Annotated in this window: 23 protein-coding genes; 14 read left to right on the top strand and 9 right to left on the bottom strand. The window is 50.7% G+C overall.

The window, feature by feature from the left end; genetic code table 11:
• The first annotated feature begins 147 nt into the window (after positions 1-147).
• Positions 148-459 (top strand): DnaJ family domain-containing protein, encoded by a 312-nt coding sequence (locus PsAD46_RS28495; protein WP_208994694.1) that lies wholly within the window; start codon positions 148-150, stop codon positions 457-459.
• A gap of 31 nt (positions 460-490) precedes the next feature.
• Here the strand turns inward: PsAD46_RS28495 and PsAD46_RS00175 are convergent, their stop codons facing one another.
• A complete protein-coding gene (locus PsAD46_RS00175; protein WP_206599607.1) occupies positions 491-2,176 on the bottom strand; it encodes an acyl-CoA dehydrogenase family protein in 1,686 nt (561 codons plus the stop codon).
• Between the two features lie 163 nt (positions 2,177-2,339).
• Here PsAD46_RS00175 and PsAD46_RS00170 point away from each other — a divergent pair, with 163 nt between their 5' ends.
• A complete protein-coding gene (locus tag PsAD46_RS00170; protein ID WP_057463480.1) occupies positions 2,340-3,224 on the top strand; it encodes a YihY/virulence factor BrkB family protein in 885 nt (294 codons plus the stop codon).
• Positions 3,225-3,226: 2 nt separating this feature from the next.
• On the opposite strand, the gene PsAD46_RS00165 is transcribed toward PsAD46_RS00170, so the two are convergent.
• A complete protein-coding gene (locus tag PsAD46_RS00165) occupies positions 3,227-4,099 on the bottom strand; it encodes a DMT family transporter (protein WP_208981588.1) in 873 nt (290 codons plus the stop codon).
• Between the two features lie 165 nt (positions 4,100-4,264).
• Between PsAD46_RS00165 and PsAD46_RS00160 the strand changes: the two genes are divergently transcribed.
• Together PsAD46_RS00160 and PsAD46_RS00155 are read left to right on the top strand one after the other, a co-directional pair.
• Entirely contained in the window at positions 4,265-6,295 is a 2,031-nt protein-coding gene (locus PsAD46_RS00160; RefSeq protein WP_063305912.1) for a HAMP domain-containing methyl-accepting chemotaxis protein, read from the top strand.
• Positions 6,296-6,549: 254 nt separating this feature from the next.
• Entirely contained in the window at positions 6,550-7,749 is a 1,200-nt protein-coding gene (locus tag PsAD46_RS00155) for an FAD-dependent oxidoreductase (RefSeq protein WP_063305911.1), read from the top strand.
• Between the two features lie 82 nt (positions 7,750-7,831).
• Here the strand turns inward: PsAD46_RS00155 and PsAD46_RS00150 are convergent, their stop codons facing one another.
• Positions 7,832-8,614 carry an alpha/beta fold hydrolase gene (locus tag PsAD46_RS00150; protein WP_063291181.1) on the bottom strand — a complete coding sequence of 261 codons (783 nt, stop codon included), beginning with the start codon at positions 8,612-8,614 and terminating at the stop codon, positions 7,832-7,834.
• 350 nt (positions 8,615-8,964) lie between these two features.
• On the opposite strand from PsAD46_RS00150, the gene PsAD46_RS00145 reads away from it, so the two are divergent.
• Complete coding sequence (locus tag PsAD46_RS00145) at positions 8,965-9,576, top strand: L,D-transpeptidase (RefSeq protein WP_057463476.1); 612 nt, start codon at positions 8,965-8,967, stop codon at positions 9,574-9,576.
• Positions 9,577-9,647: 71 nt separating this feature from the next.
• On the opposite strand, the gene PsAD46_RS00140 is transcribed toward PsAD46_RS00145, so the two are convergent.
• The 5 genes from PsAD46_RS00140 to secA all read right to left on the bottom strand — a co-directional run bounded on the left by PsAD46_RS00140 (position 9,648) and on the right by secA (position 15,577).
• Positions 9,648-10,409, bottom strand: a complete 762-nt coding sequence (locus tag PsAD46_RS00140) for a hypothetical protein (RefSeq protein WP_063291208.1) — start codon at positions 10,407-10,409, stop codon at positions 9,648-9,650.
• Between the two features lie 179 nt (positions 10,410-10,588).
• Positions 10,589-11,194 (bottom strand): GyrI-like domain-containing protein, encoded by a 606-nt coding sequence (locus tag PsAD46_RS00135; RefSeq protein WP_063291182.1) that lies wholly within the window; start codon positions 11,192-11,194, stop codon positions 10,589-10,591.
• A 10-nt stretch (positions 11,195-11,204) separates the two neighbouring features.
• On the bottom strand, positions 11,205-11,747 hold the full coding sequence (locus PsAD46_RS00130) for a PadR family transcriptional regulator (protein ID WP_063291183.1): 543 nt from the start codon (positions 11,745-11,747) through the stop codon (positions 11,205-11,207).
• A gap of 98 nt (positions 11,748-11,845) precedes the next feature.
• A complete protein-coding gene (locus PsAD46_RS00125; RefSeq protein ID WP_208981587.1) occupies positions 11,846-12,613 on the bottom strand; it encodes a class I SAM-dependent methyltransferase in 768 nt (255 codons plus the stop codon).
• Positions 12,614-12,784: 171 nt separating this feature from the next.
• On the bottom strand, positions 12,785-15,577 hold the full coding sequence (gene secA / locus PsAD46_RS00120) for a preprotein translocase subunit SecA (RefSeq protein WP_063291184.1): 2,793 nt from the start codon (positions 15,575-15,577) through the stop codon (positions 12,785-12,787).
• 266 nt (positions 15,578-15,843) lie between these two features.
• Between secA and PsAD46_RS00115 the strand changes: the two genes are divergently transcribed.
• The 5 genes from PsAD46_RS00115 to PsAD46_RS00095 all read left to right on the top strand — a co-directional run bounded on the left by PsAD46_RS00115 (position 15,844) and on the right by PsAD46_RS00095 (position 19,609).
• On the top strand, positions 15,844-16,713 hold the full coding sequence (locus PsAD46_RS00115) for a peptidylprolyl isomerase (protein WP_063291185.1): 870 nt from the start codon (positions 15,844-15,846) through the stop codon (positions 16,711-16,713).
• A gap of 127 nt (positions 16,714-16,840) precedes the next feature.
• Positions 16,841-18,073 (top strand): bifunctional glutamate N-acetyltransferase/amino-acid acetyltransferase ArgJ, encoded by a 1,233-nt coding sequence (argJ, locus tag PsAD46_RS00110; RefSeq protein WP_063291186.1) that lies wholly within the window; start codon positions 16,841-16,843, stop codon positions 18,071-18,073.
• Positions 18,054-18,875, top strand: a complete 822-nt coding sequence (locus PsAD46_RS00105; protein WP_063291187.1) for an N-acetyltransferase — start codon at positions 18,054-18,056, stop codon at positions 18,873-18,875. The genes argJ and PsAD46_RS00105 overlap by 20 nt, the downstream gene beginning before the upstream one ends.
• Positions 18,876-18,959: 84 nt before the next feature.
• Positions 18,960-19,364, top strand: coding sequence for an 8-oxo-dGTP diphosphatase MutT (gene mutT / locus PsAD46_RS00100; RefSeq protein WP_063286043.1), 405 nt, complete (start codon positions 18,960-18,962; stop codon positions 19,362-19,364).
• A 29-nt stretch (positions 19,365-19,393) separates the two neighbouring features.
• Positions 19,394-19,609 carry a Flp family type IVb pilin gene (locus tag PsAD46_RS00095; RefSeq protein WP_057463468.1) on the top strand — a complete coding sequence of 72 codons (216 nt, stop codon included), beginning with the start codon at positions 19,394-19,396 and terminating at the stop codon, positions 19,607-19,609.
• Here PsAD46_RS00095 and PsAD46_RS00090 read toward each other — a convergent pair whose 3' ends face one another.
• The gene (locus tag PsAD46_RS00090) at positions 19,610-20,494 is read right to left on the bottom strand and encodes a methyltransferase domain-containing protein (RefSeq protein WP_063291209.1); all 885 of its coding nucleotides are present in this window, start codon (positions 20,492-20,494) and stop codon (positions 19,610-19,612) included.
• 128 nt (positions 20,495-20,622) lie between these two features.
• Here PsAD46_RS00090 and PsAD46_RS00085 point away from each other — a divergent pair, with 128 nt between their 5' ends.
• The 4 genes from PsAD46_RS00085 to PsAD46_RS00070 all read left to right on the top strand — a co-directional run bounded on the left by PsAD46_RS00085 (position 20,623) and on the right by PsAD46_RS00070 (position 23,357).
• Positions 20,623-21,468 (top strand): ComF family protein, encoded by an 846-nt coding sequence (locus PsAD46_RS00085; protein WP_063291188.1) that lies wholly within the window; start codon positions 20,623-20,625, stop codon positions 21,466-21,468.
• A gap of 156 nt (positions 21,469-21,624) precedes the next feature.
• Entirely contained in the window at positions 21,625-21,888 is a 264-nt protein-coding gene (gene grxC / locus PsAD46_RS00080) for a glutaredoxin 3 (protein WP_057463560.1), read from the top strand.
• A 48-nt stretch (positions 21,889-21,936) separates the two neighbouring features.
• A complete protein-coding gene (locus PsAD46_RS00075; RefSeq protein ID WP_063291189.1) occupies positions 21,937-22,791 on the top strand; it encodes a carbon-nitrogen hydrolase family protein in 855 nt (284 codons plus the stop codon).
• Positions 22,788-23,357 carry a DUF1178 family protein gene (locus PsAD46_RS00070; protein WP_057463466.1) on the top strand — a complete coding sequence of 190 codons (570 nt, stop codon included), beginning with the start codon at positions 22,788-22,790 and terminating at the stop codon, positions 23,355-23,357. The genes PsAD46_RS00075 and PsAD46_RS00070 overlap by 4 nt, the downstream gene beginning before the upstream one ends.
• Positions 23,358-23,420 lie beyond the last annotated feature (63 nt).

The raw sequence follows: 23,420 nt of genomic DNA, 5'->3' as shown, positions 1-23,420 counted from the left end.
TTACTGTAAAGTTAAAATCGATAATTTGGTCCGATTGTAAGTTAATTGTATTCAGCAAAAAAATTTAGAAAAATTGCATATGAACATGTTGCAGCCACAGTCATCAGAGAAATTGATCTAAGAAAAACAAAGGATAGAGGTCTGTTTATGGGAATGGATCGACTAATCGAGCAACAAATTCGCCGATCACAGATGAATGGTTCTATGGATCACCTTGAAGGTGCGGGAAAACCTATCCCCAGAAGGTCCGGGACAAATTTCGCTCAGAGCGCACAAATGAGTGTGGTGAATGGAGCTGGTGGTAGCATTCAGGGAGAACTGACTCTGCGCCGCGAGATCTCCACATTGGAAGATCAGCTTAAAGCTGCGACCAAGACTGACGAGCGATTTGAAATAAGAAAGACGCTTATGGATAAGCGCCTTGAACTCTCAGTTTATGAAGAAGCGCGACGGAAATAGTCGCGCTTCCTGTTCTTTTCGGGAAAACGCTTTACAGCTCGGTTTCATCCAGCAAACGGCGTGCGATAACTTGCGCCTGAATTTCTGCTGCCCCCTCAAAGATTGAGAGAATACGTGCATCGCAGAGTACGCGAGAGATCGGGTATTCCTGTGCAAAGCCGTTGCCGCCATGGATCTGCAATGCGTTGTCTGCTGCAGCCCAGGCCACGCGTGCGCCCAGTAGTTTCGCCATGCCTGCTTCCAGATCACAACGTCGGCCACTGTCTTTCTCCCAAGCAGAGAAGTAGGTGAGCTGGCGGGCGATCATGGTTTCGCAGGCGATGATGGCGAGCTTGTCAGATACACGCGGGAAGTTGATGAGTGACTTGCCAAACTGGACACGCTCTTGCGCATAACGCAGGCCAAGGTCCAGAGCACATTGAGCGACGCCAATTGCACGGGCGGCAGTTTGAATGCGGGCGGACTCGAAGGTTTGCATGAGTTGTTTGAAGCCCTGACCTTCCACCTGACCCAGCAGGTTCTCGTCTTTGACTTCAAAACCGTCAAACGCGATTTCGTATTCCTTCATTCCGCGATAGCCGAGAACTTCAATCTCGCCACCTGACATGCCTTCAGCCGGGAATGGGTCTGCATCTGTTCCGCGAGGCTTTTCCGCGATGAACATGGACAGGCCTTTGTAACCAGGCTCTTCCGGTTTGGTGCGGGTGAGCAGGGTCATGATGTCGGCACGGACCGGGTGGGTGATCCATGTTTTGTTGCCGGAGACCTTCCATGTGTCGCCGTCTTTAACTGCGCGTGTTTTTAGTGATGCGAGATCTGAGCCGGTGTTTGGCTCGGTGAAGACTGCGGTTGGCAGAGTTTCACCAGAGGCGATGCGTGGGAGCCACTTGGCTTTCTGTTCTTCCGTACCGCCGCCGAGAATGAGTTCTGCTGCAATTTCGGAGCGGGTGCCAAGGGAGCCAACACCGATATAGGCGCGGGAGAGTTCCTCTGAGACCACGCACATGGATTCTTTGCCAAGACCCATGCCGCCGAACTCTTCAGGAATCGTCAGGCCGAATACGCCCATCTCTGCCATCTCATTGATGATCTCAAGAGGGATGTATTCGTTTTTCAGGTGCCATTCGTGAGCAAACGGAGTGACCTTTGCTTCGGCAAACTTTCGCATCTCTTCGCGAATTTGCTCGTAGGTCTCGTCCAGTCCAGTTGCGCCAATGGTGGATTGACCTTCTGCGTGCTGCATGAGTTCTGCAAGACGCGTGCGCAGAGCTGGTTGGGTGCCGTCTGCAATGACTGCTTCAACAGCTTCTGTGTGATGGCTGTTTGCTTCACTGCGGCTGATGCCCAAATCAGAGAGACGAAGGATTTCGCCCTGACTCATTGGCAACCCGCCAAAGACTTGTGCGGTGTATTCTGCAAGGCCAATGCGCAGGATCAGGCTTTCCACTTCGCCGAAAGTGCCTTCGGTTTCCAGCCGTTCGCCATATGCGTTCAGCTGCTTGAGGGCTTCCACATAAGTTGCAAGCCAGGCAAGACCGTGGGTGGCGCGCTGTTCCTGCTCCATGAGAGCGGAGGCGATGCGGCCATCTTTCAATACGCGCAGTTTTACGTTTTTGCGCGCGATGCCAAGCAGAGCTTCAAGAGATTTTAGCGCCTGAGCACGTGTTTCTTTCGATGGTGCGACTGCTTGTTCTATTGTATTCACCGTTTCCGACACGGCTTGCCTCCCTCAATCCACTCGGTCATTGTGCACTGCAAACTTAAATGGGATGTGTATTTGTGCAATGCCCTAAAGGTGGGAGCTTTCTTCATGAATATTTCTTGAAGTCCCGTCTATTATCTAACTTGAAACTTACAGAGAGACAGACCAGATCAGTTTTATGAAGAAACGTGGCCTTTGGGGAAAATTGTATCAGGTGCTTGCAGATGCTCTCGGGCATTTCAACTCTGATGATGGCTATGCAGTGGCGAGCCATGTGGCTTTGTCATCGTTGATGGCTCTGTTTCCATTTTTGATATTTGTGGCGGCGTTCTCTGGTTTTCTTGGTCTGAACTCGGTTGCACAAAGTGCGACGGAGTTGATCTTTGATGTCTGGCCCGAACGCGTGGCTGGTCCGGTTTCCGGCGAAATCAAAGCTGTTCTCACTCAGCCGCGTGGTGATTTGCTTACCTTTGGTGTGGTCGTCACGCTGTGGTTCTCGTCCAATGGAGTTGAGGCCATGCGAGTCGGGTTGAACCGTGCTTATCGTGTTCGAGATAATCGCAGTTGGTTCTTCTGCCGAACACAATCCATTCTGGCGGTTCTGATTGGAACAGCTGTTTTGATGGTTTCAACGTTCCTGATCGTGTTTGGTCCGCTGGCTTGGGAATGGGCTGTTCATCTGGCACCGGTTATGGAGCAGTTTAGCTACAAGGCGAATATTGTCCGTTATGGCATCACATCTTTGTTGCTGATGTTTGCACTGCTGGCAGCTCATATGTATCTGCCGGCTGGCCGTCGTAGCTTCTTTGAAGTGTTGCCTGGTATTATACTGACCATGATCCTTTGGATTATCGCTGGTACAGCTTTTGGTGCTTATTTGGCGCGGTGGGCGAACTATGTGTCTTTGTATGCTGGTCTAGCTGGTATCATGACGGCCATCATCTTTATGTATCTGACAGCCGTCATCTTTATTTTGGGCGGCGAGTTTAATGCGGCGCTTATGCGTGTTCGCCGCGTGAACCAGCGTGTTGAGGCTGGTCCTTGTTCTGATGCAGAAGGCTGAGCTTAAGCTTTCTGCTTTGGCCGACAAACTGCGATTGCTACCACAACGATTGCCATGCCAATCAGCTGAATGAAGTTGAGCGTCTCTCCGAAAAGGAAGTAGCTTTCGATAGCCGCTGCGACGGGTGTCAGGTAGAACAGCGTTGCTGTTGTTGACGCGGCTCCATGCTGGAGCAGGTACATGAGCAGCAGGACTGCCCCCACAGACAACACAATGACCAGCCATGCCAGCGCGAAGATCAAATCCCCTGACCAGGTGATGACCCAGCTTTCTGTCATGGACAACGGCAGCGTTATGAGCAAGGCGCCGAAATACTGGTAGAAGATGCCTGTAACCAGATCAGTATTCAATGGCTGACGCTTTTGCCATGTGGTGCCGAAGGCGATGCCAAGGGTTGCCACAAAGGCGGCTGCTACAGTCCAAAGAGGGATCTGCGCAACGCCGCTTCCCATCTTAGGCAGGATCACCAGCACGATACCAACAAACCCGGCGGCCAGGCCGATCCATTGGCGCGGCGTCACATCTTCTTTCAGTAGGAAATATGCAAGTGTGCCGGTGATGAAAGGCTGCAAACCAGTGATGAGAGCGGTTACGCCTGCTGGCATCCCGTTGTCGATGGCCCAGAAGACCCCCGAGAGATAGATGCCATGGACCAGCATGCCTGTGATGACGGCATGGAGGACCTGCTGGCGCGTTAAAGCAAAGCTTCTGCCAGACAACCAGATGATGATGCCCATCAACGGCAGGACGAGCAAAAAGCGGAGACTCAAGAACGCAAAAGGCTCTGAGTAGGGCGCTCCAAGGCGGGCACCGATGAAACCGGTGGACCAGAGCAAAACGAAGATAATGGGAACTAATTTGGTAAGCGAGAGCAATGGTGTGTCTTATTTTTATGCGTCCTTAGCACATGACGCTGGGTGGGGTGAGCAACAAAATCATTTGTGCGATGCATTATTTGTAATCTTTAAACGATTTGAACCTATACCTGTGAGGAATAATTAAAAATACTATTAGTAATTTTATCGGTCTAGGGGTCTCCGATGCGAGTAAATTGGAAGCAGGCTATTTCTTCTACGGGAAATAAAGTTTTCTCGTTAACTCGAAATGTAAGTATTCGGTTTCGGGCAATTGCTCTTGGTATTCTGACACTTATCGGATTTGGTGGTGTTGGCTTTGTTTATCTTTGGAGCCAACAGCAAACGGAGGCTGCCTTTCTGCAGTCGAAAGAATACACCGAACTTGCTGAGCTGAGCCAGACAATTGCAATTACCGCAGGTGTGCTGCAATCGACTCAGAAAGATTATGAAAATGTGCCGAGTGACAGTCTGAAAAGTCGATTCGACACGTTGGTTGGTGAAGCGCAGACTGAATTGCAGGAGTTAAATGCGCTCCCGGTTGCCATGGATTATTTCCTTGAGATCTCTGATGCACGGGACACGATTGATGCAATCAGTGGTGCCTTTGAGATGTTGCATGGCTACCAGTCCACGCTTGGATATGATGCGGACCGTGGCTTGCAGAAAGAGCTGTCCGCCGCGCTTTCTCAGGCAGAATCCGCTGTTAAACAAAAGCACAGACGTAGCAAAGACCCTAATACGCTGAAGCTGATGCATACGTTTAGTGATCTGGCGCGTGCGCAACTGGACTATGCGCTTACGGGTAGCCAAAATTCTCTGGGTGCGTTTGAAGTTGCATTCTCCCGTTATGAGCGCACCGTGCCGCGAGCACAAATTGACCCGGCTGTTGCTGAGAAGGTCAAAACCAATATGCTGGCCTACAAGAAGGCGTTTGAGGCTTACTCTAAGGCCTTTGATAAGCGGGCGACGAGTTCTGAGCTGCTGGCGAATCTGTTTGACCTTCTACCGCCACGGCTTGATGAGCTGAAAAACTCTGCAGTGCAGGGCGCGAATGATGCGCAGGCGCGTCTGACAGAGACCACACAGCAGACAAACCTTTATCTGGGTATTGCAGTTGGTGGTATTGCACTAACGCTGTTCATTCTTGGCTCTCTCCTGATCTTCGGTATTTTGCGTAATCTGAATGCGTTGCGTAATGCTATGGCATTGCTGGCGAAGAATGATTTGTCAGCTGTGATCCCTCTCAATAAAGGCGGTAAAGAAATTTCCGCGATGGCGCAGACACTTCAGGTGTTCCGCGACAATATTGAGGAGCGCCGGATGCTACAGGATCAGCAAGATCATGAAAATGCTGAGAAACAGGCCCGTGCCGAGCAAGTCGACAATCTCATTGTTGGTTTTGAGCAGACCGTTGCTGAGGCTTTGAATAGTCTGCACAGCGCTGCAGATGGGCTTGGGAAAGCCTCTAATGATGTGGGATCTGCTGCAGACAACGTATCGAAAGAAGCCGTATCTGCTGGTCGTGCCGTTGAGAGTGCTGCTGAGAATGTTTCCAGTGCATCTGCTGCAACGGAAGAGCTGGCCATGTCTATCAACGAGATTGCTGGACAGGCTGAGCAATCAACGAGTGTTGCAGACCGTGCGGTTGAAGGTTCCAAGGCAACTGCTGAAACCATGAATCTGTTAAGTGATGCCGCAAACCGTATTGGTGAAGCTGTTGGGCTCATTCGTGATATTGCGAACCAGACCAACCTGCTTGCTTTGAACGCGACCATTGAAGCGGCCCGTGCAGGTGAGCACGGCAAAGGCTTTGCTGTGGTGGCATCGGAAGTGAAGATGCTGGCAAACCAGACTTCTCAGGCAACCGAAGAAATTGCACAACAGGTTGGTTCCATTCAGGAGGCCTCAGCGGAAGCGGTTGGTGCTATTGGTGATGTGAGTGATGTTATTCACGAAATGAGCCAGATCGCAGCGGCTGTTGCGGCATCTGTTGAGCAGCAGAACGCAGCTATTCAGTCGATTACTGAGAATGTGGCGAATGCGACGCAGAGCTCTCAGGAAGGGGCGAGTGCAATGCAGATGGTTGAAAATGCATCCAGCAATGCACGTAGCACTGGCGGGACAGTGTCTGATCTTGCCGACGCGCTTTCTCGTCAGGCAGATCACATCAACAATACTGTTGGTGCATTCCTTGAAAAAGTGCGTGCTGCCTAAAGCAGTTTGCTTTCGTTTCGACGGCTTCAAACTGCTTTAGGGATTTGCCTGGCGTATCTTTTTCTGAAAACCGCGAGGCACTTTTCAGAGATACGACCTTAAGATCTTCACAAATTTTCATTTTAAATGTGGCGCTTGCTCTGGTTTTTGCCAGAGCTAAGCGCCACATTGCTTTTGCGGTACGGGTTTGTTGAGCAAAGCAGACAGCACGGATCTGTTGTGGTGTTTTTCTGCGGCTAATACGGGTTTTGAGAATGATAAATAAGATTGTTGTGGTGGGTGCTGGACAAGCAGGTGTGCAGGCCGCGCAAACTCTTCGGCAAAAGGGATATGAAGGTGAGCTTGTGATGCTTGGAAACGAGCCTCAGCCGCCTTATCAACGCCCACCGCTCTCCAAGAAGTTTCTGAGTGGAGATGTGGAGCCGGATGCGCTGTTTATTCGTCCTGAAGCGTTTTATGAAACCAACAATATCGATCTGAAAGTCAATGCGCATGTCGAAAGCATTGATCTGGAAAAGAAAAGTGTCACGCTGGCAAGCGGTGAAGAGCTAAGCTGGGACAAGTTGCTGCTTGCAACCGGAACCCGCGCTCGCGACCTGCCATTGCCGGGTGCTGAGCTGGAAGGCGTTGTGACGCTTCGCTCTATTGGTGATGTTGAGCTCATCAAGCAACTCTTTGTACCGGGCAAGAAACTGGTTGTTATCGGTGGTGGTTATATCGGTCTGGAGGTGACGGCTGTTGCAAAAAACATGGGGCTTGATGTTGTTGTGCTGGAAGCGCAGGAACGCCTGCTGAAACGTGTGGTTTCGCCTGACATCTCATCGTTCTTCCATGGTTTGCATTCCGGCAACGGAGCAGAGCTTTTTTGCGGGACCGGCGTGACCAGTATTGAAGGGGCTGACGGCAAGGTTTCTTCCGTGAAACTTGCTGATGGCAGTGTAATTCCCTGTGATTTGGTGCTTTCTGCTGTTGGCGCCGTGCCGAATGCGGAGCTTGCTGAAGCAGCTGGCCTGGATGTGGATGACGGTATTCTGGTTGATGGAGCAGGGCAGACCTCCCACGAGGATGTTTATGCCTGTGGTGATTGTGTTCGCTTCTTCTCAGAGCGCTATGGACGTAGCATTCGTCTGGAGAGCGTTCAAAATGCGATTGATCAGGCAAAAGCAGTTGCTGTTGCATTGACTGATCCAGACCATGATCACAGTCATGATTATGATCCTCTGCCGTGGTTCTGGTCTGACCAGCACCATATCAAACTGCAGATTGCCGGATTGTCTAATGGATACGATGAGGCTGTGCTTGTTGGGGATACAAGTTCCGACAGCTTCTATGTCGCGTATCTGGAAAAGGGCAAGCTGATTGCGGTTGATAGTATCAACCATCCGCGTTCTCACATGATGGCGCGTCGGGTGATTGGGCAGGAGTGGAAAGACGGACTGCTTCCACCAGCTTAATCCAGTGATTTTAAAAGCGTGCCAGAGAGATCTCCGGCACGCTCTTTTTGTCAAAGCCCAGCACTAAGGTGGGATGTTGGCTTTAACGGGTGTTCTCCAGAATTAGCCGGATCACTTCCTGTGGGATCTCCATGTGAACCATGTGGCCGACACGATCGAAAACGTGGCAGGCGATTGGTCCTGGCAGTTTATGGCATTGGCGGGTTGGCAAGATCTTGTCCTGCGTGCCCCAGACCACCTTGATTGGCATTGGCATTTCGCCGAGTTTGCCAGTTGGCAGTACGCCCTGACTTTCGCCTTCCAGAATAAGTCCTGATACAGCTTTGAGTGCTTCAGCAGCGCCCGGAGTGGAACGCTGTGTGGCAACATACTCTGCCAGTTTTCTTGGAAGTTCGAATTCAAGACCGACAAACTGTTCCAGCAGGACCTGTTGTTCTACTTCGGTTTGGCCAACTGCGTAACGGCGCAGAAGCTTTGCATTGATCTCTGGACCGAATCCGCCCGGAGCAAGCAAAGTGAGGCTTGCGATACGTTCTGGACTGCGCATGGCGATCAGTGTTGCAATTGCACCGCCCATGCTGTGACCGACTAGGTGGACGCGATCAAGTTTCAACGCATCGAGAGATTTCACCACGGCTTTTGCTGAGCCCACAGCATTGCATGGCTCAAAATCGGCCAGTGCACGTCCGTGAGCAGGAAGGTCAAACGCTATTGTGCGACGTTTGTTTTCTAACTGGACTTGAATATTGCGCCATGTGCTGGCGTCGCCGCCAAAGCCATGGATGAAAATAATTGGTTCTGCGCTTTCAGGGCCAAAGGCGGTGAAAGGCAGGCAGGTTACATCTTGGATACTATCGATATTCATATAAGGCCTCCCATTGGCCGTATTATATGCCCCTTTCATTCAGAGGTTTACCTGTGACTTAGGCTAAGGCAGGATTTTTTTTATCAGCGGACGAACCGATAGAATTGAGCGAAAATTTTGCTTGGCATGAGGAAAATTGAAAAAAGTGAAACAAATGACCCGCGGAAGTGAGGTTTTGCTTGGATATCGATTATCAGATGTTGATAATCAGTCTCAATTTGAAACATATGGAAACTCAGAGGTCCGAGAATTTTTTTTGGTAGAGTTTGTTCTTTCTCGGCGCTGACTTATTTTTAAAATTCGACAGGTCCCGCAGGGTCAGGGGCTATCGCCAATTTCAGGGGGTGACGATGCGAGGACATCTTCGCAAGGGAATATTTGCTGTCATTTGTACGTTGGTTAGCTTTGTGTTTGTAGCACCGGCAAGCGCGGGCAAGCTGTGGAATCCAGACACACGCCAATGGGACATCTTCCCAGATTCTCCTGCTATGGCATCCAACTCAGCTCGCCGTAAGTTCAAGCGTAAGCTGATCACGTACCGCACTAATGAGAAGCCAGGTACCATCATCATTGATACCGAAGAACGCTATCTCTACCACGTGCAGGAAAGCGGCAAAGCGATGCGTTATGGCATCGGTGTTGGCCGTGAAGGTTTTGAGTGGAATGGTACCGAGCGTATCACTCGCAAAGCAAAATGGCCGGGTTGGACACCGCCGGAAGAAATGCGCCGTCGTGAAGCGAAAAAAGGCCGTACTCTTCCACGTTACATGAAGGGTGGTCCAGACAACCCATTGGGTGCGCGTGCGCTGTATCTGGGTGCTACCATCTACCGTATCCACGGTACCACTGAGGACTGGAGCATCGGTCGTGCTGTTTCATCCGGATGTATCCGCATGTTCAACGAAGATGTTTCCTATCTTTATGACCATGTTGATATTGGTGCCAAGGTTGTCGTGAACTAAGTCACGAATGACAGGCTAAGAGCATTAAACCCGGGGTGACCCGGGTTTTTTATTGGGCAGCTGGATGCGGTTTAGCGATAGCCATCTGAGACTGGCCTGCAGCACCCTTTGAGGGTCACTGGTTTTTGTCCAGGCTGTGTGATGGTGGCGACGGCCTCTCCCCAGACGAAAGAGTCCAATGGGGTGAAAGTGCATTGCTTCTCGGAGATAGTCATTTTTAGATCGATGCTTTCATTCCCTGCCTGAAGTAATGTGGCGTTCTTGTCTGTCTCAGCCTTTACTGACTGAAACGGGACGCGATGGAGCAGTCCGGTGATGTTCGAGTAAGTTACGACGCTGGAGTTCCACTCAATGCTCCAAGACGGCTCAGTTCCTCCGCAGACACCCAGAACTGGCAGATTTGTCCCGGTGAATGGGACGGGTATGGCGGCTTTCAGCTTTTGGGCTTCAACCCAACCCTCTATCTCTCCGAGGCTGACATGTTGCCAGCGTAGATCGTCAACCTGCTTTTGTTCACCGTCGGAGTTGAGGATTGTATCTCCCGGCAGTTGAACAATAACAGCTGCATCGTCTGATGGTGCATCGTAGATGGAGAGTAGAACGCCGAGGCTTTGGTCTACCTGACTGTAATAGCCGGGGGGCACTTTGAGTGCCTGGGGAGTGGCTGGTTGCTCAGAGGCCGTGCCTGAGACTGGTGCCTTATCTTTTTGCGAAGAGGGTGGGGTTTCTGATTGTGCCGTGGCTGGCCGTGAGAGCATTCCCATTGAAATGCTGCTCACTAACATCAATGTTAGAAACTTATGAAATGCATTCCCAGAGAAATCTGAGGTCATCTTTTGCTCCTGAGACGCGGATGCTAACATCTCCGCTGCCGCTCGTTTTGTTTTCTCAGGATAGTAGCGGAGTATCGCCTAGGAATTCTTAAGTTGTAAGGTGCTGTTGTTTCTCGTCTTTTGGTTTAATGATGCTTGCAATTCTTTGTCGAGCCCGAGATGGAAGTTTGAAACAGCACCTAGATCACAGGTTGCCTGATGACCGTTTTTCTCTTTTCCGGTGCTGTTCGGGTTGGGTCATTAAGGTAGATTTCGTGATGATGTCCGTTAGGTTTCAGAGAATGTTCCGGGAGAAACTCCTGATGAAGTTTTGCGCAAACATTGCGAAGATCCTCATAAGGACCCTTGTGAAGGATCTGGACTGAACGGCCTTCTGTCAGAATACCTCTTTGCAATGATGCTGGTTTTTCTCCGAGACGCTCTATTGCAGTTTCCACGCCTTGAGCGAAGAGGGTGTCATCGGTCCAGTGAGGCAGGACAATCATCAAACGCCACTTCAACTTATCTTTGTTGCCGGCGACGAGATCGATCATATCGTCGGCCCACCACAGACACTCCAAAGGTGGTTCCACAAAGCGCTTGCCAAGTCGTTTCTTTGTGTCGAGCTTGATGGGGTAGATCACGGTGAAAAGCCATTTGATCGCCTGGGCGAATGCTTCTCCTTCCGGATTGCCATGTCCATCAATCATAGCGAATTGCATGTCGGGAACATCGACAAATGTAAAACGGTCGCTTGGTGGTCGATATAACTCATAGAGTCTGTCTCTGAAATCGGTTGTCGTCATAGCTATGTCCTCATGTGTTCCATGGTTTGCAGGTCATGTAGTCCAGAGTTTTCTGAAGCCAGTCGGCCTCTGATTTGAGCTGAGCGATGGAGTAGTCAAAGAGGGCTTCGACGTGATCAGGCAAAGGTTGTTGGTCTAATTGGATGTTTCCAATTCGGGAGATGTCTTTTTGTATTGCTTCGGCACGCTCGCTTAAAGCGTTAAGGGCTTGGTCTCGTTGCAGCGTCGGCCAATGGATCATGCCCAAGAGGAGGGATGAGTATGTTGGACGAACTGTTGTGATAGCTGAGAGGGTTTGTGCGATGAGAGCTTGGTGGCCTGCCTCTGTCATGAGGAAGCTCTTCTTAGCTTTGGCACCAGTGGGCTTCTCTGAGGTGACGAGGCCTTTCTTTTCCAACTTGCCCAGCACGAAGTAGATGGAAGAGAACCCGATTTGCGTCCACTCGCGCATGCCTCGCTGCTCTATGACCTGCTCCAGCTCATAGCCATGGCGGGGCATCTCGGAGACAAGGCCGAGGACGAGCAGTTCGCTGTCAGTGAGGCTTTCAGACATACTATTCTAGCCTTAGAATAAAATTATATTCTAGTACTAGAATAGGTAGTGTTGAGTCGTCAACGTCTGGCTTTTCAGAGGATGATGCGTGGGGAGGGTTATTGTTTGCGGGTGATCATGACGAGCATGTTGTCGCGTAGGCTGACATGCTGGCGATAGAGCAGGAGGCAGCGGCAGCTGAATTCACTTTCCCGCTTTTGGAAATACTCGGCATAGCGATGAATGTCGTGCCGGTTCACATCCTCGATCATGTAAACGCCATTGCTTGCGAGCAGGTCTACAATGTTCTCGAAGAAGGCAATCCCCGCTTCGTAATGGTGGAGGCCATCATCGATGATCAGGTCGTAGGGCTCTGGCTTTGCGGTGGTTTTGAAGCTTGAGATGCTTTCCGGGCTGGTCTGATCCACCTGATATGTCTGAATGCGAGAATCAGAGAACAAGCATTTTTCGTCGATGTCGAGGCCGGTTATCACAGCATTGGGGAAATAGTCTCTCCAGACGCGAAGGGAGGCGCCGGGCTTACCTTCTTTGCCCATGTTCGAAAGACAGCTGGTGTCATTCGTACCGATGCCGCATTCGAGCACGTTTGCGATCTTGTCGCGACAATGATCGAAAATCATGCTGTAGAAATCGGTGTAGGTGTGAGGCTCCCAGTTGAACTGGGTGGTTTCCGGGCAGTTGGTGCCTTTATCGCTGCCGTACGCATCGCAGAGTTGAGCCAGATAGCTGTTTTTTGTAGGTGCGTAGAACGCTTCAATACGCTGTCCGAGATGCACTTCAACGGATGCTCGTGTTCTTTCCAGTTTGGTTTTTGGGGTGAGCTGTCGGAGGACCTTGTTAAAATCGAGCGTGCTTGAAGTGTTCATGTTTTGCCGCTTCTTACAAATTAGAGCTGAAAGAAGCGTAGATTAACATTCTCAGGTTCTGGGAATACTCCCGCCTTTCTGGTGCAGATTTCCTTGGTGTGAAGCGGGAGGTCGTCTGTAATAAAAAAGGGCCGCCGAAGCAGCCCTTTCTTGAACTTGATTAATGCCGGATCAGACAAGTGCACCGTGGCAATGCTTGTACTTTTTGCCAGATCCACATGGACAAGGCTCATTCCGACCTACACGACCCCATGTTTCGGGATCATCTGACTCACGACCGTCTGGTGCAGATGCTGCACGTGCTTCAGCCAGTTGGCGGTCCGCTTCCATCATCTCGTCTTCACCAGTCATAGGATTGGTGTGATGTGCTTCCATGTGGGAAGGCATCTGCGGTGTTTCCGGAGCCTGCTGCTGAACCAATTCAACCATCATCAACTGTGATGTGGTGGTCTGGCGCAGGGTGCTCAGCATGTTTTCAAAGAGAGTGAAGGACTCCGTTTTGTATTCCTGAAGTGGATCACGCTGTGCGTAGCCACGCAGACCAACTGCAGAACGCAGGTGATCAAGGTTCGCCAGATGCTCACGCCACAGGTTGTCGATGGTTTGCAGAAGAACTGCACGCTCGATCTGACGCATAACGTCTGGACCGTAGTTTGCAGCCTTACTCGCCATAACCTGATTGGCTTCCTTCTTCAGGCGCGCGGTGACTTCTTCGTCTGCAATGCCTTCCTCGTTTGCCCACTCAATAATTGGCAGATCGAGGTTCAGCTTTGTGCGTGCTTCTTCCTGAAGGCCTTCTGTGTCCCACTGCTCAGGGTAAGCGCGTTCTGGAATGTGTGCTGCGACGAGATCTTCGACGAACTCTTCGCGCATTTCCACAACAGCTTCCTGAGTAACTTCAGGGTCCATCATTTCGAGGCGCTGATCGAAGACGACTTTACGCTGGTCGTTCATCACGTCATCGAACTTCAGCAGGTTCTTACGAATGTCGAAGTTGCGAGCTTCCACTTTCTGCTGAGCTTTTTCCAGTGCTTTGTTGATCCAAGGGTGAACGATTGCTTCACCGTCCTGCAGACCAAGCTTCTGAAGCATGGAGTCCATGCGCTCAGAACCGAATATGCGCATCAGATCATCCTGAAGAGACAGGAAGAACTTGGAGTGACCAGGGTCACCCTGACGGCCAGAACGACCGCGCAGCTGGTTGTCAATGCGGCGGCTTTCGTGGCGCTCGGTTGCGACAACGTAAAGGCCACCAGCCTGAAGAGCTTTTTGCTTGAGCGCCTCAACTTCTTTTTTGATGGCGTCTTCTTTTGCAGTACGCTCAGCGCCCTCAGGCATGTCGCCCAGTTCGTTCGCGATACGCATTTCAACGTTACCACCGAGCTGGATATCTGTACCACGGCCAGCCATGTTGGTTGCAATGGTCACAGCACCAGGCACACCTGCCTGCGCGATGATGCTTGCTTCCTGCTCATGGTAACGTGCGTTCAGAACTGCAAAGACCTTCTTTTTACCTGCATCCTTGCCGGTGTACATGCTTGCAAAGCCGAGCGGGTCTGACACATCGATCTGAGTGTAGCCGTTCTTGATGAGCAGATCGGCGAGCATCTCGGATTTTTCAATGGATGTTGTGCCTACCAGAACAGGCTGACCGCGTTCATGGCAGTCATCTACGAGTACCTGAATGGCGTCGTACTTTTCGGCAACTGTGCGGTACACTTCATCGTCGTCATCGACACGCTGAACAGCAACGTTGGTTGGAATATCCACCACGTCTAGGCTGTAGATGTCCATGAACTCTTCAGCTTCCGTCATTGCTGTACCGGTCATACCAGCCAGCTTGTCGTACATGCGGAAGTAGTTCTGGAATGTGATGGACGCGAGTGTCTGGTTCTCTGGCTGGATAGCAGCTTTTTCTTTTGCTTCCAAAGCCTGGTGGAGGCCCTCAGAGAAGCGACGGCCCGGCATCATACGGCCAGTGAATTCGTCAATAATAACGACTTCGTCGTTGCGGACGATGTAATCTTTATCGCGTTGGAAAAGCTTATGCGCTTTCAGACCCTGCTGAAGATGGTGAACAGCTGTCACGTTCTCCACGTCATAAAGCGATTCGCCCTTTAGAAGATCTGCTTCTGTCAAGAGTTGCTCAAGCTTCTCGTTACCTGCTTCGGTGAAGGTTGCGGAGCGAGCTTTCTCGTCGAGTTCAAAGTCCTCTTCAGTCAACTGAGGAATAAATGTATCGATGAGATTGTAGAAGTCTGTGCGATCTTCCAGCGGGCCGGAAATAATCAGAGGGGTACGAGCTTCATCCACGAGAATGGAGTCGACTTCATCCACGATTGCATAATGATGCGGGCGCTGGCACATGGACTCGCGATCATACTTCATGTTGTCACGAAGATAATCGAAGCCAAATTCGTTGTTGGTGCCGTATGTGACGTCTGCTGCATAGGCGGCTTTGCGCTCTTCATCAGAGATGCCGTGGACAATCAAACCAGTTGTCAAACCGAGGAACCGGTAAACCTGACCCATCCATTCGATATCACGTGTTGCCAGGTAGTCGTTCACAGTCACAACGTGAACGCCCTTACTTGTCAATGCGTTAAGGTATACTGGAGCCGTCGCAACAAGGGTCTTACCTTCACCGGTGCGCATTTCGGTGATTTCTCCAGCATGGAGAACCATACCACCGATGAGCTGCACGTCGTAGTGACGAAGACCAAGGACGCGGCGGGAAGCTTCCCGCACGACTGCAAATGCCGGGACCAAGAGGTCGTCCAGCTTAGCGCCGTTTGCCAGTTGCTCGCGGAACTCGTCAGTTTTGGCTCTCAGCTGTTCATCTGTCAGAGCTTCCATTTCCGGCTCCAAAGCAGAAATAGCGTCTACTGTGGGCTTGAGTGTCTTAATCCGACGGTCATTTGCTGAACCAAATATCTTACGAGCGAGTGCGCCGAGCCCCACCATGTGGCGGTCCTTCCTACTTTGGGCGCGCCGGTTTTTTCACGTCGCGGTCGGGCCCTAAAAATCTTCACATTCGTGATCTAACCAGTCAAAACTCTGTGAGTCTGATCTGGGTCACAGCATATTAAACACCTGCGAGTAAAAAAGCAGGCGACAGAGAGATAAGAGTGGGCCGAAAGGTTGTCAACGGCAGTTGCCGTCGCAATATAGTGCTTTGTTGTTTTGCAACTCTTTTTAAACTCTCCATAAACAGGAAAGAAAGTGATCTTATGCTTCGTAAATTTACAGGGATCCTAGGTAGTTCAGTTGCTGTTGCTGCTCTGGTTATTGGGCTGAGTGCAGCGCAGGCACAGGATGCTGATGCGGCTCCAGATCTGGACAAGCCAGTTGCGAAGGTTGGCCAGAGCGTTATTACCGAAGCTGATCTTGCTTATGCAGCTCAAGATTACGCGCAGCAGCTGCAGCGTGTTCCACCAACCGAATGGCGCAAGGTTTTGACCGATGTGTTGGTTGAGATGAACCTGCTTGCAGAAGCCGGCGCAGAAGAAAAACTTGCAGAAACTGATGATTTTAAACGCTTAATGGCATTTGAGCGCACGCGTGCACTTCGCAATGCGTATTTCCAGAAGTACATTCAGAGCGCTATCACCGAAGACGAAGTTAAGGCTGCTTACGAGGCTGAGTATGCCAACTATCAGGGTGCTCCAGAGATCAATGCAGCGCACATCCTTGTAGAGAAGGAAGATGAGGCGAAGGACATCATTAAGCAGCTCGAAGGTGGTGCAGACTTTGCTGAGCTTGCAAAGGAAAAGTCCACTGGTCCTTCCGGCCCTAGCGGTGGTGACCTTGGTTTCTTCGGAAAAGGCCAGATGGTCCCTGAGTTTGAAACAGCTGCTTTTGCTCTGAAACCGGGTGAGTTTACAAAAGAGCCTGTGCAAACACAGTTCGGTTATCACGTAATCCTGAACAAGGAAGCACGCACACAGTCCGCTCCAGCCTTTGAAACGGCTGAAGGTCAGATCCGTCAGGAGCTGGTTCTGACGAAATTCCGTGAAGTGCTTGAAGAGCTGAAAGCCAAGAACACTGTGGAAATCATCGGTGCCGATGCTGATGAAGCGAAAGCTGAAGAAAGCAAATAATAGGCTCGTTCTTATTAGCTCTGCTGATTATTGAAATAAAACATCTTGTTTTTGTAGCCTCGGATGGCTTAGGCCTTCCGGGGCTACTTTTTTGCAGTACAGACACAGTTTTCTTCGGGAGGTTTTCATGTCCGCGACCATTTCTCCACTCGCACCCAAGTCCTATCCAGAACTTCCGGAAGTTAAGGGCGTTCGAATGGCAACTGCTGCAGCTGGTCTGAAGTATGAAGGACGTACTGACGTTCTCCTGGCTGTGTTTGATGAGCCTGCTCAGATTGCTGGTGTGTTCACGACATCTAAATGCACGAGTGCTCCGGTTGACTGGTGTAAGCAGAACCTTTCCAAGGGTGTTGCGCGTGCAATTATGGTCAACTCCGGGAATGCGAATGCGTTTACGGGCAAGAAGGGGCTCGCATCTGTGGAGCTTTCAGCGGACATCCTTTCAAAGGCGAGCGGGTTTGCTGCGGATGAGCTTTATCTGGCGTCTACCGGGGTGATTGGCGAGCCGCTGCCGGCTGAGAAATTTGCTGGTGTGGCTGGTGGCCTGGTGGCTGATGCTGTCGCTGACAAGTGGATGGACGCAGCCAAAGCGATCATGACCACGGATACCTATCCTAAGATGAGCACACGTCGTGTGAAGTTGGGTGATGTGACGGTTACGTTGAATGGTATTGCAAAAGGTGCCGGTATGATTGCGCCTGATATGGCGACCATGCTTGGCTTCTTGTTCACTGACGCTCCGATTAAAGCGCCTGCTTTGCAGAGCTTGCTTTTTGAGTGTGTGGGCGGCTCTTTTAATTCCATCACGGTTGATAGTGATACGTCCACCTCAGACACTGTGCTGTTGGCAGCTACTGGGTCTGCTGGGGGTGACTGGATTGAAAGTGCTGCGGATCCGCGTCTCGCGGAGTTCCGTGAAGCTCTCTCCAGCATGATGCTTGAGCTGGCTCAGATGATCGTTCGTGATGGGGAAGGTGCGACCAAGTTTGTTGAAGTGCGAGTGGAAGGTGCTGAGAGCGATACTTCTGCAAAGCGGATTGCTATGGCGATTGCAAACTCTCCATTGATGAAAACTGCATTTGCTGGCGAAGATGCGAACTGGGGCCGTGTCGTGATGGCTGTTGGCAAGGCGGGTGAGCCTGCTGACCGTGATAAGCTTGCGATCTGGTTTGGCGACATCCGTGTTGCGGTTGAGGGAGAGCGTGATCCTGACTACAGCGAAGAAGAAGCGTCTGCTGTCATGAAAGAAGACGAGATCATCCTGAAGGTTGATCTTGGTATTGGAAGTGGCGGTGCGACTGTCTGGACTTGTGATCTCACCAAGGAATATGTGGCAATCAATGGTGACTACAGAAGCTAAGCGAGTTCAACCTCGCCAACCGAACTGCGATCTGGAAACGGTGTTGAAGCTGGAGCAGGCAAATCTGAATTGCTTTCCCAGCCTCATGGCGCATCATGATGGGAGCTGGATTTCCCGTCTCTCACCGGGGGGCAGTGCGCGCCGTAATAACTCTCTGAATTTTTATGATGCCCAAGACGGTGATGAAGCCGAGAGCCGATTGGATTCTGCGCGAGCACGCTTCAAACGGCTTGAGACGACGTTCCATGTTCGCTGGACACCTTTGGTTCCCACAGATGTGGATCAGGTGCTGACCTCTCAGAAGTATGCTCGTGTTGATGAGACTCTGGTGCTGTCACGATCCATCTGGGGGCTTGGCGATACTGATGTGCCTAAAGGGTACAAGCTCTCCGAAGTCTCACTGAATGAATGGATTTCTAGTTACGCGCAGGTTGACGGTGCAAAGCGTGGGGAGCCTCTGAGTGAAACAGAGCAGGCACTTCATGATGTGCTTTCAAGAGTGACTGTCGAACTGATCGCGCTGGTGCTTGAAACTGAAGATGGTGTCCCAGCAGCTGTTCTGCTTGGTGTGGTGGATGGCGATCTACTCGGCATCTTTAGTGTGAAGACGGCTGAAGCGTTTCGTCGTCAGGGGCTGGCTTACGCTTTGATGTGCGAAGTACAGAGTCTTGGGGCTAAGCGCGGTGCGGAAACTGCCTGGTTGCAAGTGGTGGCAGATAATACTGCTGCTGTAGAGCTCTACGATTCCCTCGGGTATCGAGAAGCCTATGCTTATCACTATTGCAAAGATGCCCAGCCTTAAGAAAATCAGTAAAATTTCACTCGGGACCTTTGGTATGGTTTCCAAAAGGTTTTCAGAGTGGTCCTTTGTGAAACGGGAAAATAAATGAAAATTGTGATGGTTGCGGCGTGCGCCTTGATTGATGCTGATAACCGCATTCTGCTTGCTCAGCGTCCTGAGGGCAAATCAATGGCAGGTTTCTGGGAGTTTCCGGGTGGAAAGATCGAAGCTGGTGAGACCCCAGAGGACTGTTTGATCCGTGAATTATCTGAGGAACTGGGAATTACAGTTAAAAAAGAGTGCCTTGCTCCCCTAAGTTTCGCGAGCCACACTTACGAAGATTTTCATCTGCTGATGCCACTTTACGTTTGTAGGCGCTGGTCGGGCACACCTCACGGGGCAGAGGGGCAAAACCTGAAATGGGTACGGGCAGTGCGTTTACGTGATTATGAAATGCCACCAGCAGATGAGCCGCTGATCCCGCATCTAATCGACCTTGTGTCTTATTAGCGGGAGATCACGGAGAACAAGAGGCAGTAATGGCGTTGAATGAGAAAGCGTATCACAATCAGAAATGTGGATTTACGATTGCTCATATGACCGAAGACGAGCGCGGAGCCGCTGCAGTTGAATACGCCATTCTTGCCGCTTTGATTGTTCTTGCCATTGCCGCTAGCTTGACTGCAATTAGCAGCACGATCTCGGATAACTTCCAATTCATCTCAGATACTTTGCTTGCCGCGATTTCTGGCTAATCAGGACTTAATTTCTTTTGTTCCAAGAGCTTCGGCCAGACTGTGCTTTGCAGAGCCGGGCTTTAGAGGTTTTTGCTGAGATTCATGTGGTGCCCAGCCGGACAGGGATGCGAAAGTGAAGGTTGCACGGATGCGTCCATCTGCATCTGAGTAATCCTGTGCATAGATCTCTGCCGCTTTCATGAAGACCTTCTTGCTTGTCGGTGACTTCAAGCGATCTTTCAAAGGGTTCGTTGCGCCCATTGCGCGCAGATCTCTGATCAAGTCAAACATGGTGTCGTATCTAACGGTTAACCGATCTATGTCGGTTACTGGGAGTGCGAAACCTGCGCGTTGGAGAAGGCCGCCAAGATCTCTGGTATCTGCAAATGGGATAACGCGTGGTGATACGCCTTCACTAACTTCCATCTCGGCGCGCATCAGACAGTCTCTTAACTCCGCAAGGGTATCAGTCCCTAATAAGAGGCCGAGGAAAAGGCCATCTGGTTTCAATGCACGTTTGATCTGGACAAGTGTTCCTGGAAGATCGTCGAGCATCTGCAAGTTAAGTGAAGAGACAATTAGGTCCAGACTTTCCGGTGCGAAAGGCAGGACGGCATCATCTACAATCAAATCAGGATCAGACAGGTTTGAGTCTGCACCGAACAGATCGGCTCGCAGCAGGTGTTTGACTTTTCCTGACGTCTTTAGTGCTTCAAAGATGTGGCCGGTGTGACCGCCGAGATCTACTCCGCAGTCAAACTCTCTGCTGATGAGTTCCAGACGATCTTGCAAATCTGCGGCAGCTGCCTTCATCAGGAAGTCAGCGCCGTCTTGCGCTCTCTTCAATGCAGTCATGCGACGTTGTGCAATGAGTTTACGATCAAAGAGAGTGTGTTCGCTCATGAGGGCGCCTTTGGCCAGATTGTGCTGTGTGTGCACTATTGGAAATTATAACCCCATTGAACATGGAGTGATGTTCGACGGAGGCTTTGTTAGCTTATTTCTTCTGCAGATATATACGGTGAGCACAGATGAGCGACAAGTTTTCTTCTCTGGAGTGGTTGCCTGATGCAGTGGATAGAGCTGAGCAACCGCTTAAACCCAGCTTTCTTGATATGAAGGTGGCCTCTCATTTAAGGCGAGGACTGAACTTTGCTCTGGATGCTCTGTTTCCTCATAGCTGTCCGATTTGTAACGATTTGGTTCAAGGTGAAGGTGGTTTGTGTCTGCCTTGTTGGCAGACACTGGAACTGATATCGGCGCCTTATTGTGAGCGGCTTGGTGTTCCTCTGCATTATGAATTGGGACCGAACGCCTGGAGCGCTGCTGCTCTTGTTAATCCGCCTGATTATGACCGAGCCCGGGCCGCAGCCCTCTACAACGGGCCCGCGCGCGAGCTGGTGAAGCGGTTTAAGTTTTATGGAGAGATCCGGTTATCGAAGTTTCTTGCCAGGTGCATGCTCAATGCAGCGGCAGAACTTGTCGCTTCTGAGAGTTTTCTTATTCCAGTTCCTCTCCACAAGTCGCGCTTACGTGAGCGCACCTATAATCAGTCTGCTTTGCTGGCGAACGACGTTGGGCGTCATTTAGAGGGGCAAGTGCTTCTTGATGGCTTGGTTCGAACTCGGCGTACTAACCAACAAGTCGGCCTCAAGCGAGGGGCACGGACAGCTAATGTGAAAGGTGCCTTTGCAGTTGCGGATCATTTCCTGTCAGAGGTATCTGGTGCTCATGTGGTGCTGGTTGATGATGTGCTGACGACAGGGGCAACTGTTGAAGAATGTGCGCGGGTTTTGAAGGCTGCGGGTGCGGAACAGGTTGATGTACTTGTTTTTGCTCTGGTCGATCCTGAAAATATGTCTGATGATAGTGATTGAGTGTTGTTGAGGGACTGTCTTAGCCTATGCGATATAACGAAGTGATCAACTTGAGTTGAGGTGGACTTGCGGTTTACTTGGACGTGAGCCATATAGACTTCAGTTTTGATGGCTGAATTTCTATTGGCCTTCGCTGTGTATCCAAAGGACAAGAATATGGCTCAAGTTACTATCTACACCCGTGATATGTGCGGTTTCTGTGCTCGCGCAAAAAGACTTCTTGATGAGAAGGGTGTTGATTATAAAGAATTTAACTACAGCGAAGATCCAACGATCCGTAAGGAAATGATTGCCAAAGCAAATGGTGCAAACACATTCCCGCAGATCTTTATCGGATCTGAGCATATTGGTGGTTGTGATGACCTGTTTGCATTGGAGCGCCGCGGACACCTTGATGGTCTGCTGAGCGTTGGTCTTTAAAGAAGCTTAGGAGGCGTATTGCAAACTACGCTTTGAAAGTGAGAATTGATGACAAGTTTTGTGGCTGCATGTGTCCAGATGAGAACGGGACGAAACCCGCTCGAAAATCTTGATGTCTGTGAGGCGTTGATAAGAGAAGCTGCTGCTGAAGGCGCGGTTTATGTGCAAACGCCTGAGATGACCAATGTGCTGGAACGTAGCCGCAAAGCGCAGCTTGCTGCCTCCAGTTTCGAAAATGATGATCCGTTTTTGAAACAACTGGGTTTGCTTGCTGATGAGTTGAATATCTGGGTCCATATCGGATCTCTGGCAATTCGGCTTGAAGGTGACAAGCTGGCCAACCGCGGCTTTATGATTTCTCCTCAAGGAGAGATCACCGCTCGTTATGACAAAATCCATATGTTTGATGTGGATTTGCCAAATGGAGAAAGCTGGCGCGAGTCTGAAAGCTACAGTGCAGGCAATGTGTCTCCTGTTATTGATCTTGGTGTGGCCAAGCTTGGAATGGCGATTTGCTACGATATTCGTCAACCAGCGTTGTTCCGCGAGCAATCAAAGGCTGGCGCACAGGTTTTGACTGGTCCGGCTGCTTTCACCAAGCAAACAGGTGAAGCGCATTGGCATGTGCTGCAACGCGCGCGGGCGATTGAAAACGGTGCCTTTGTTGTGACTGCTGCGCAAGGTGGAACACATGAAGATGATCGTCAGACCTATGGTCACAGCTTAATGGTTGACCCTTGGGGGCAAGTGATCGCAGAACTTGATCATGATGCACCAGGTGTTTTGTTGGGTGAACTTGACATGGCTAAAGTGGATGAAGCACGTCGGCGTGTTCCAGCCATCAAGAATGCGCGTGAGTTTTCCGTAGCAACTGTTTCCCTCAATGGGGAGATGGTCAGTTGATTAACTATTCACTTGCCTGCGATGATGGGCATGAATTTGATGGATGGTTCCGGAATTCTGGCGATTACGAAAAGCAGAAAGAATTAGGTCTGGTCACGTGCCCGTTTTGTGACAGTGCATCGGTCCATAAACGCTTGATGGCGCCGAATGTTTCTACATCGAGAAGCCAGAAGAAGGCTCAGGTTGAACATCAGGTTTCGCAGGCCGTTGCTGCTGCTCAGGCAAAAGCTACAGAAAAGGCCACGAGTGAACCAAAGCCCGGCGGTGGAACTGCGCCAGCAAGTTCTGAGCAATCTGTTGCTACGACAACTCCAGCTGTTGATCTGCAGAAGGTTCCTGAGAAAGCAAAGGAGCTGGTGGAAGCTCTGCGAGAGTTCCGCAAACAGGTTGTGAGCAACTCAGAGTATGTTGGCGACAAGTTTGCTGAGGAAGCACGCAAGATCCACTACGGCGAAACTGAAGAGCGTGGGATTTATGGAGAAACTACTCCCGATGATGCTCAGGAGCTTTTGGAAGAGGGTATTGAGCTGATGCCGCTGCCGGTGCTGCCAGAAGACCGCAACTGAATTTTTATGCTGTCATGATGGCAGAACGAAAGGCGCCTCGTTTAGCAGGGCGCCTTTTTTGTT

The organism is Pseudovibrio sp. Ad46 (genome assembly GCF_001623065.1).
GTDB lineage: Bacteria > Pseudomonadota > Alphaproteobacteria > Rhizobiales > Stappiaceae > Pseudovibrio.
Note: the sequence above shows the minus strand (reverse complement) of the source record. Positions and strands in the feature narration are given on the sequence as shown.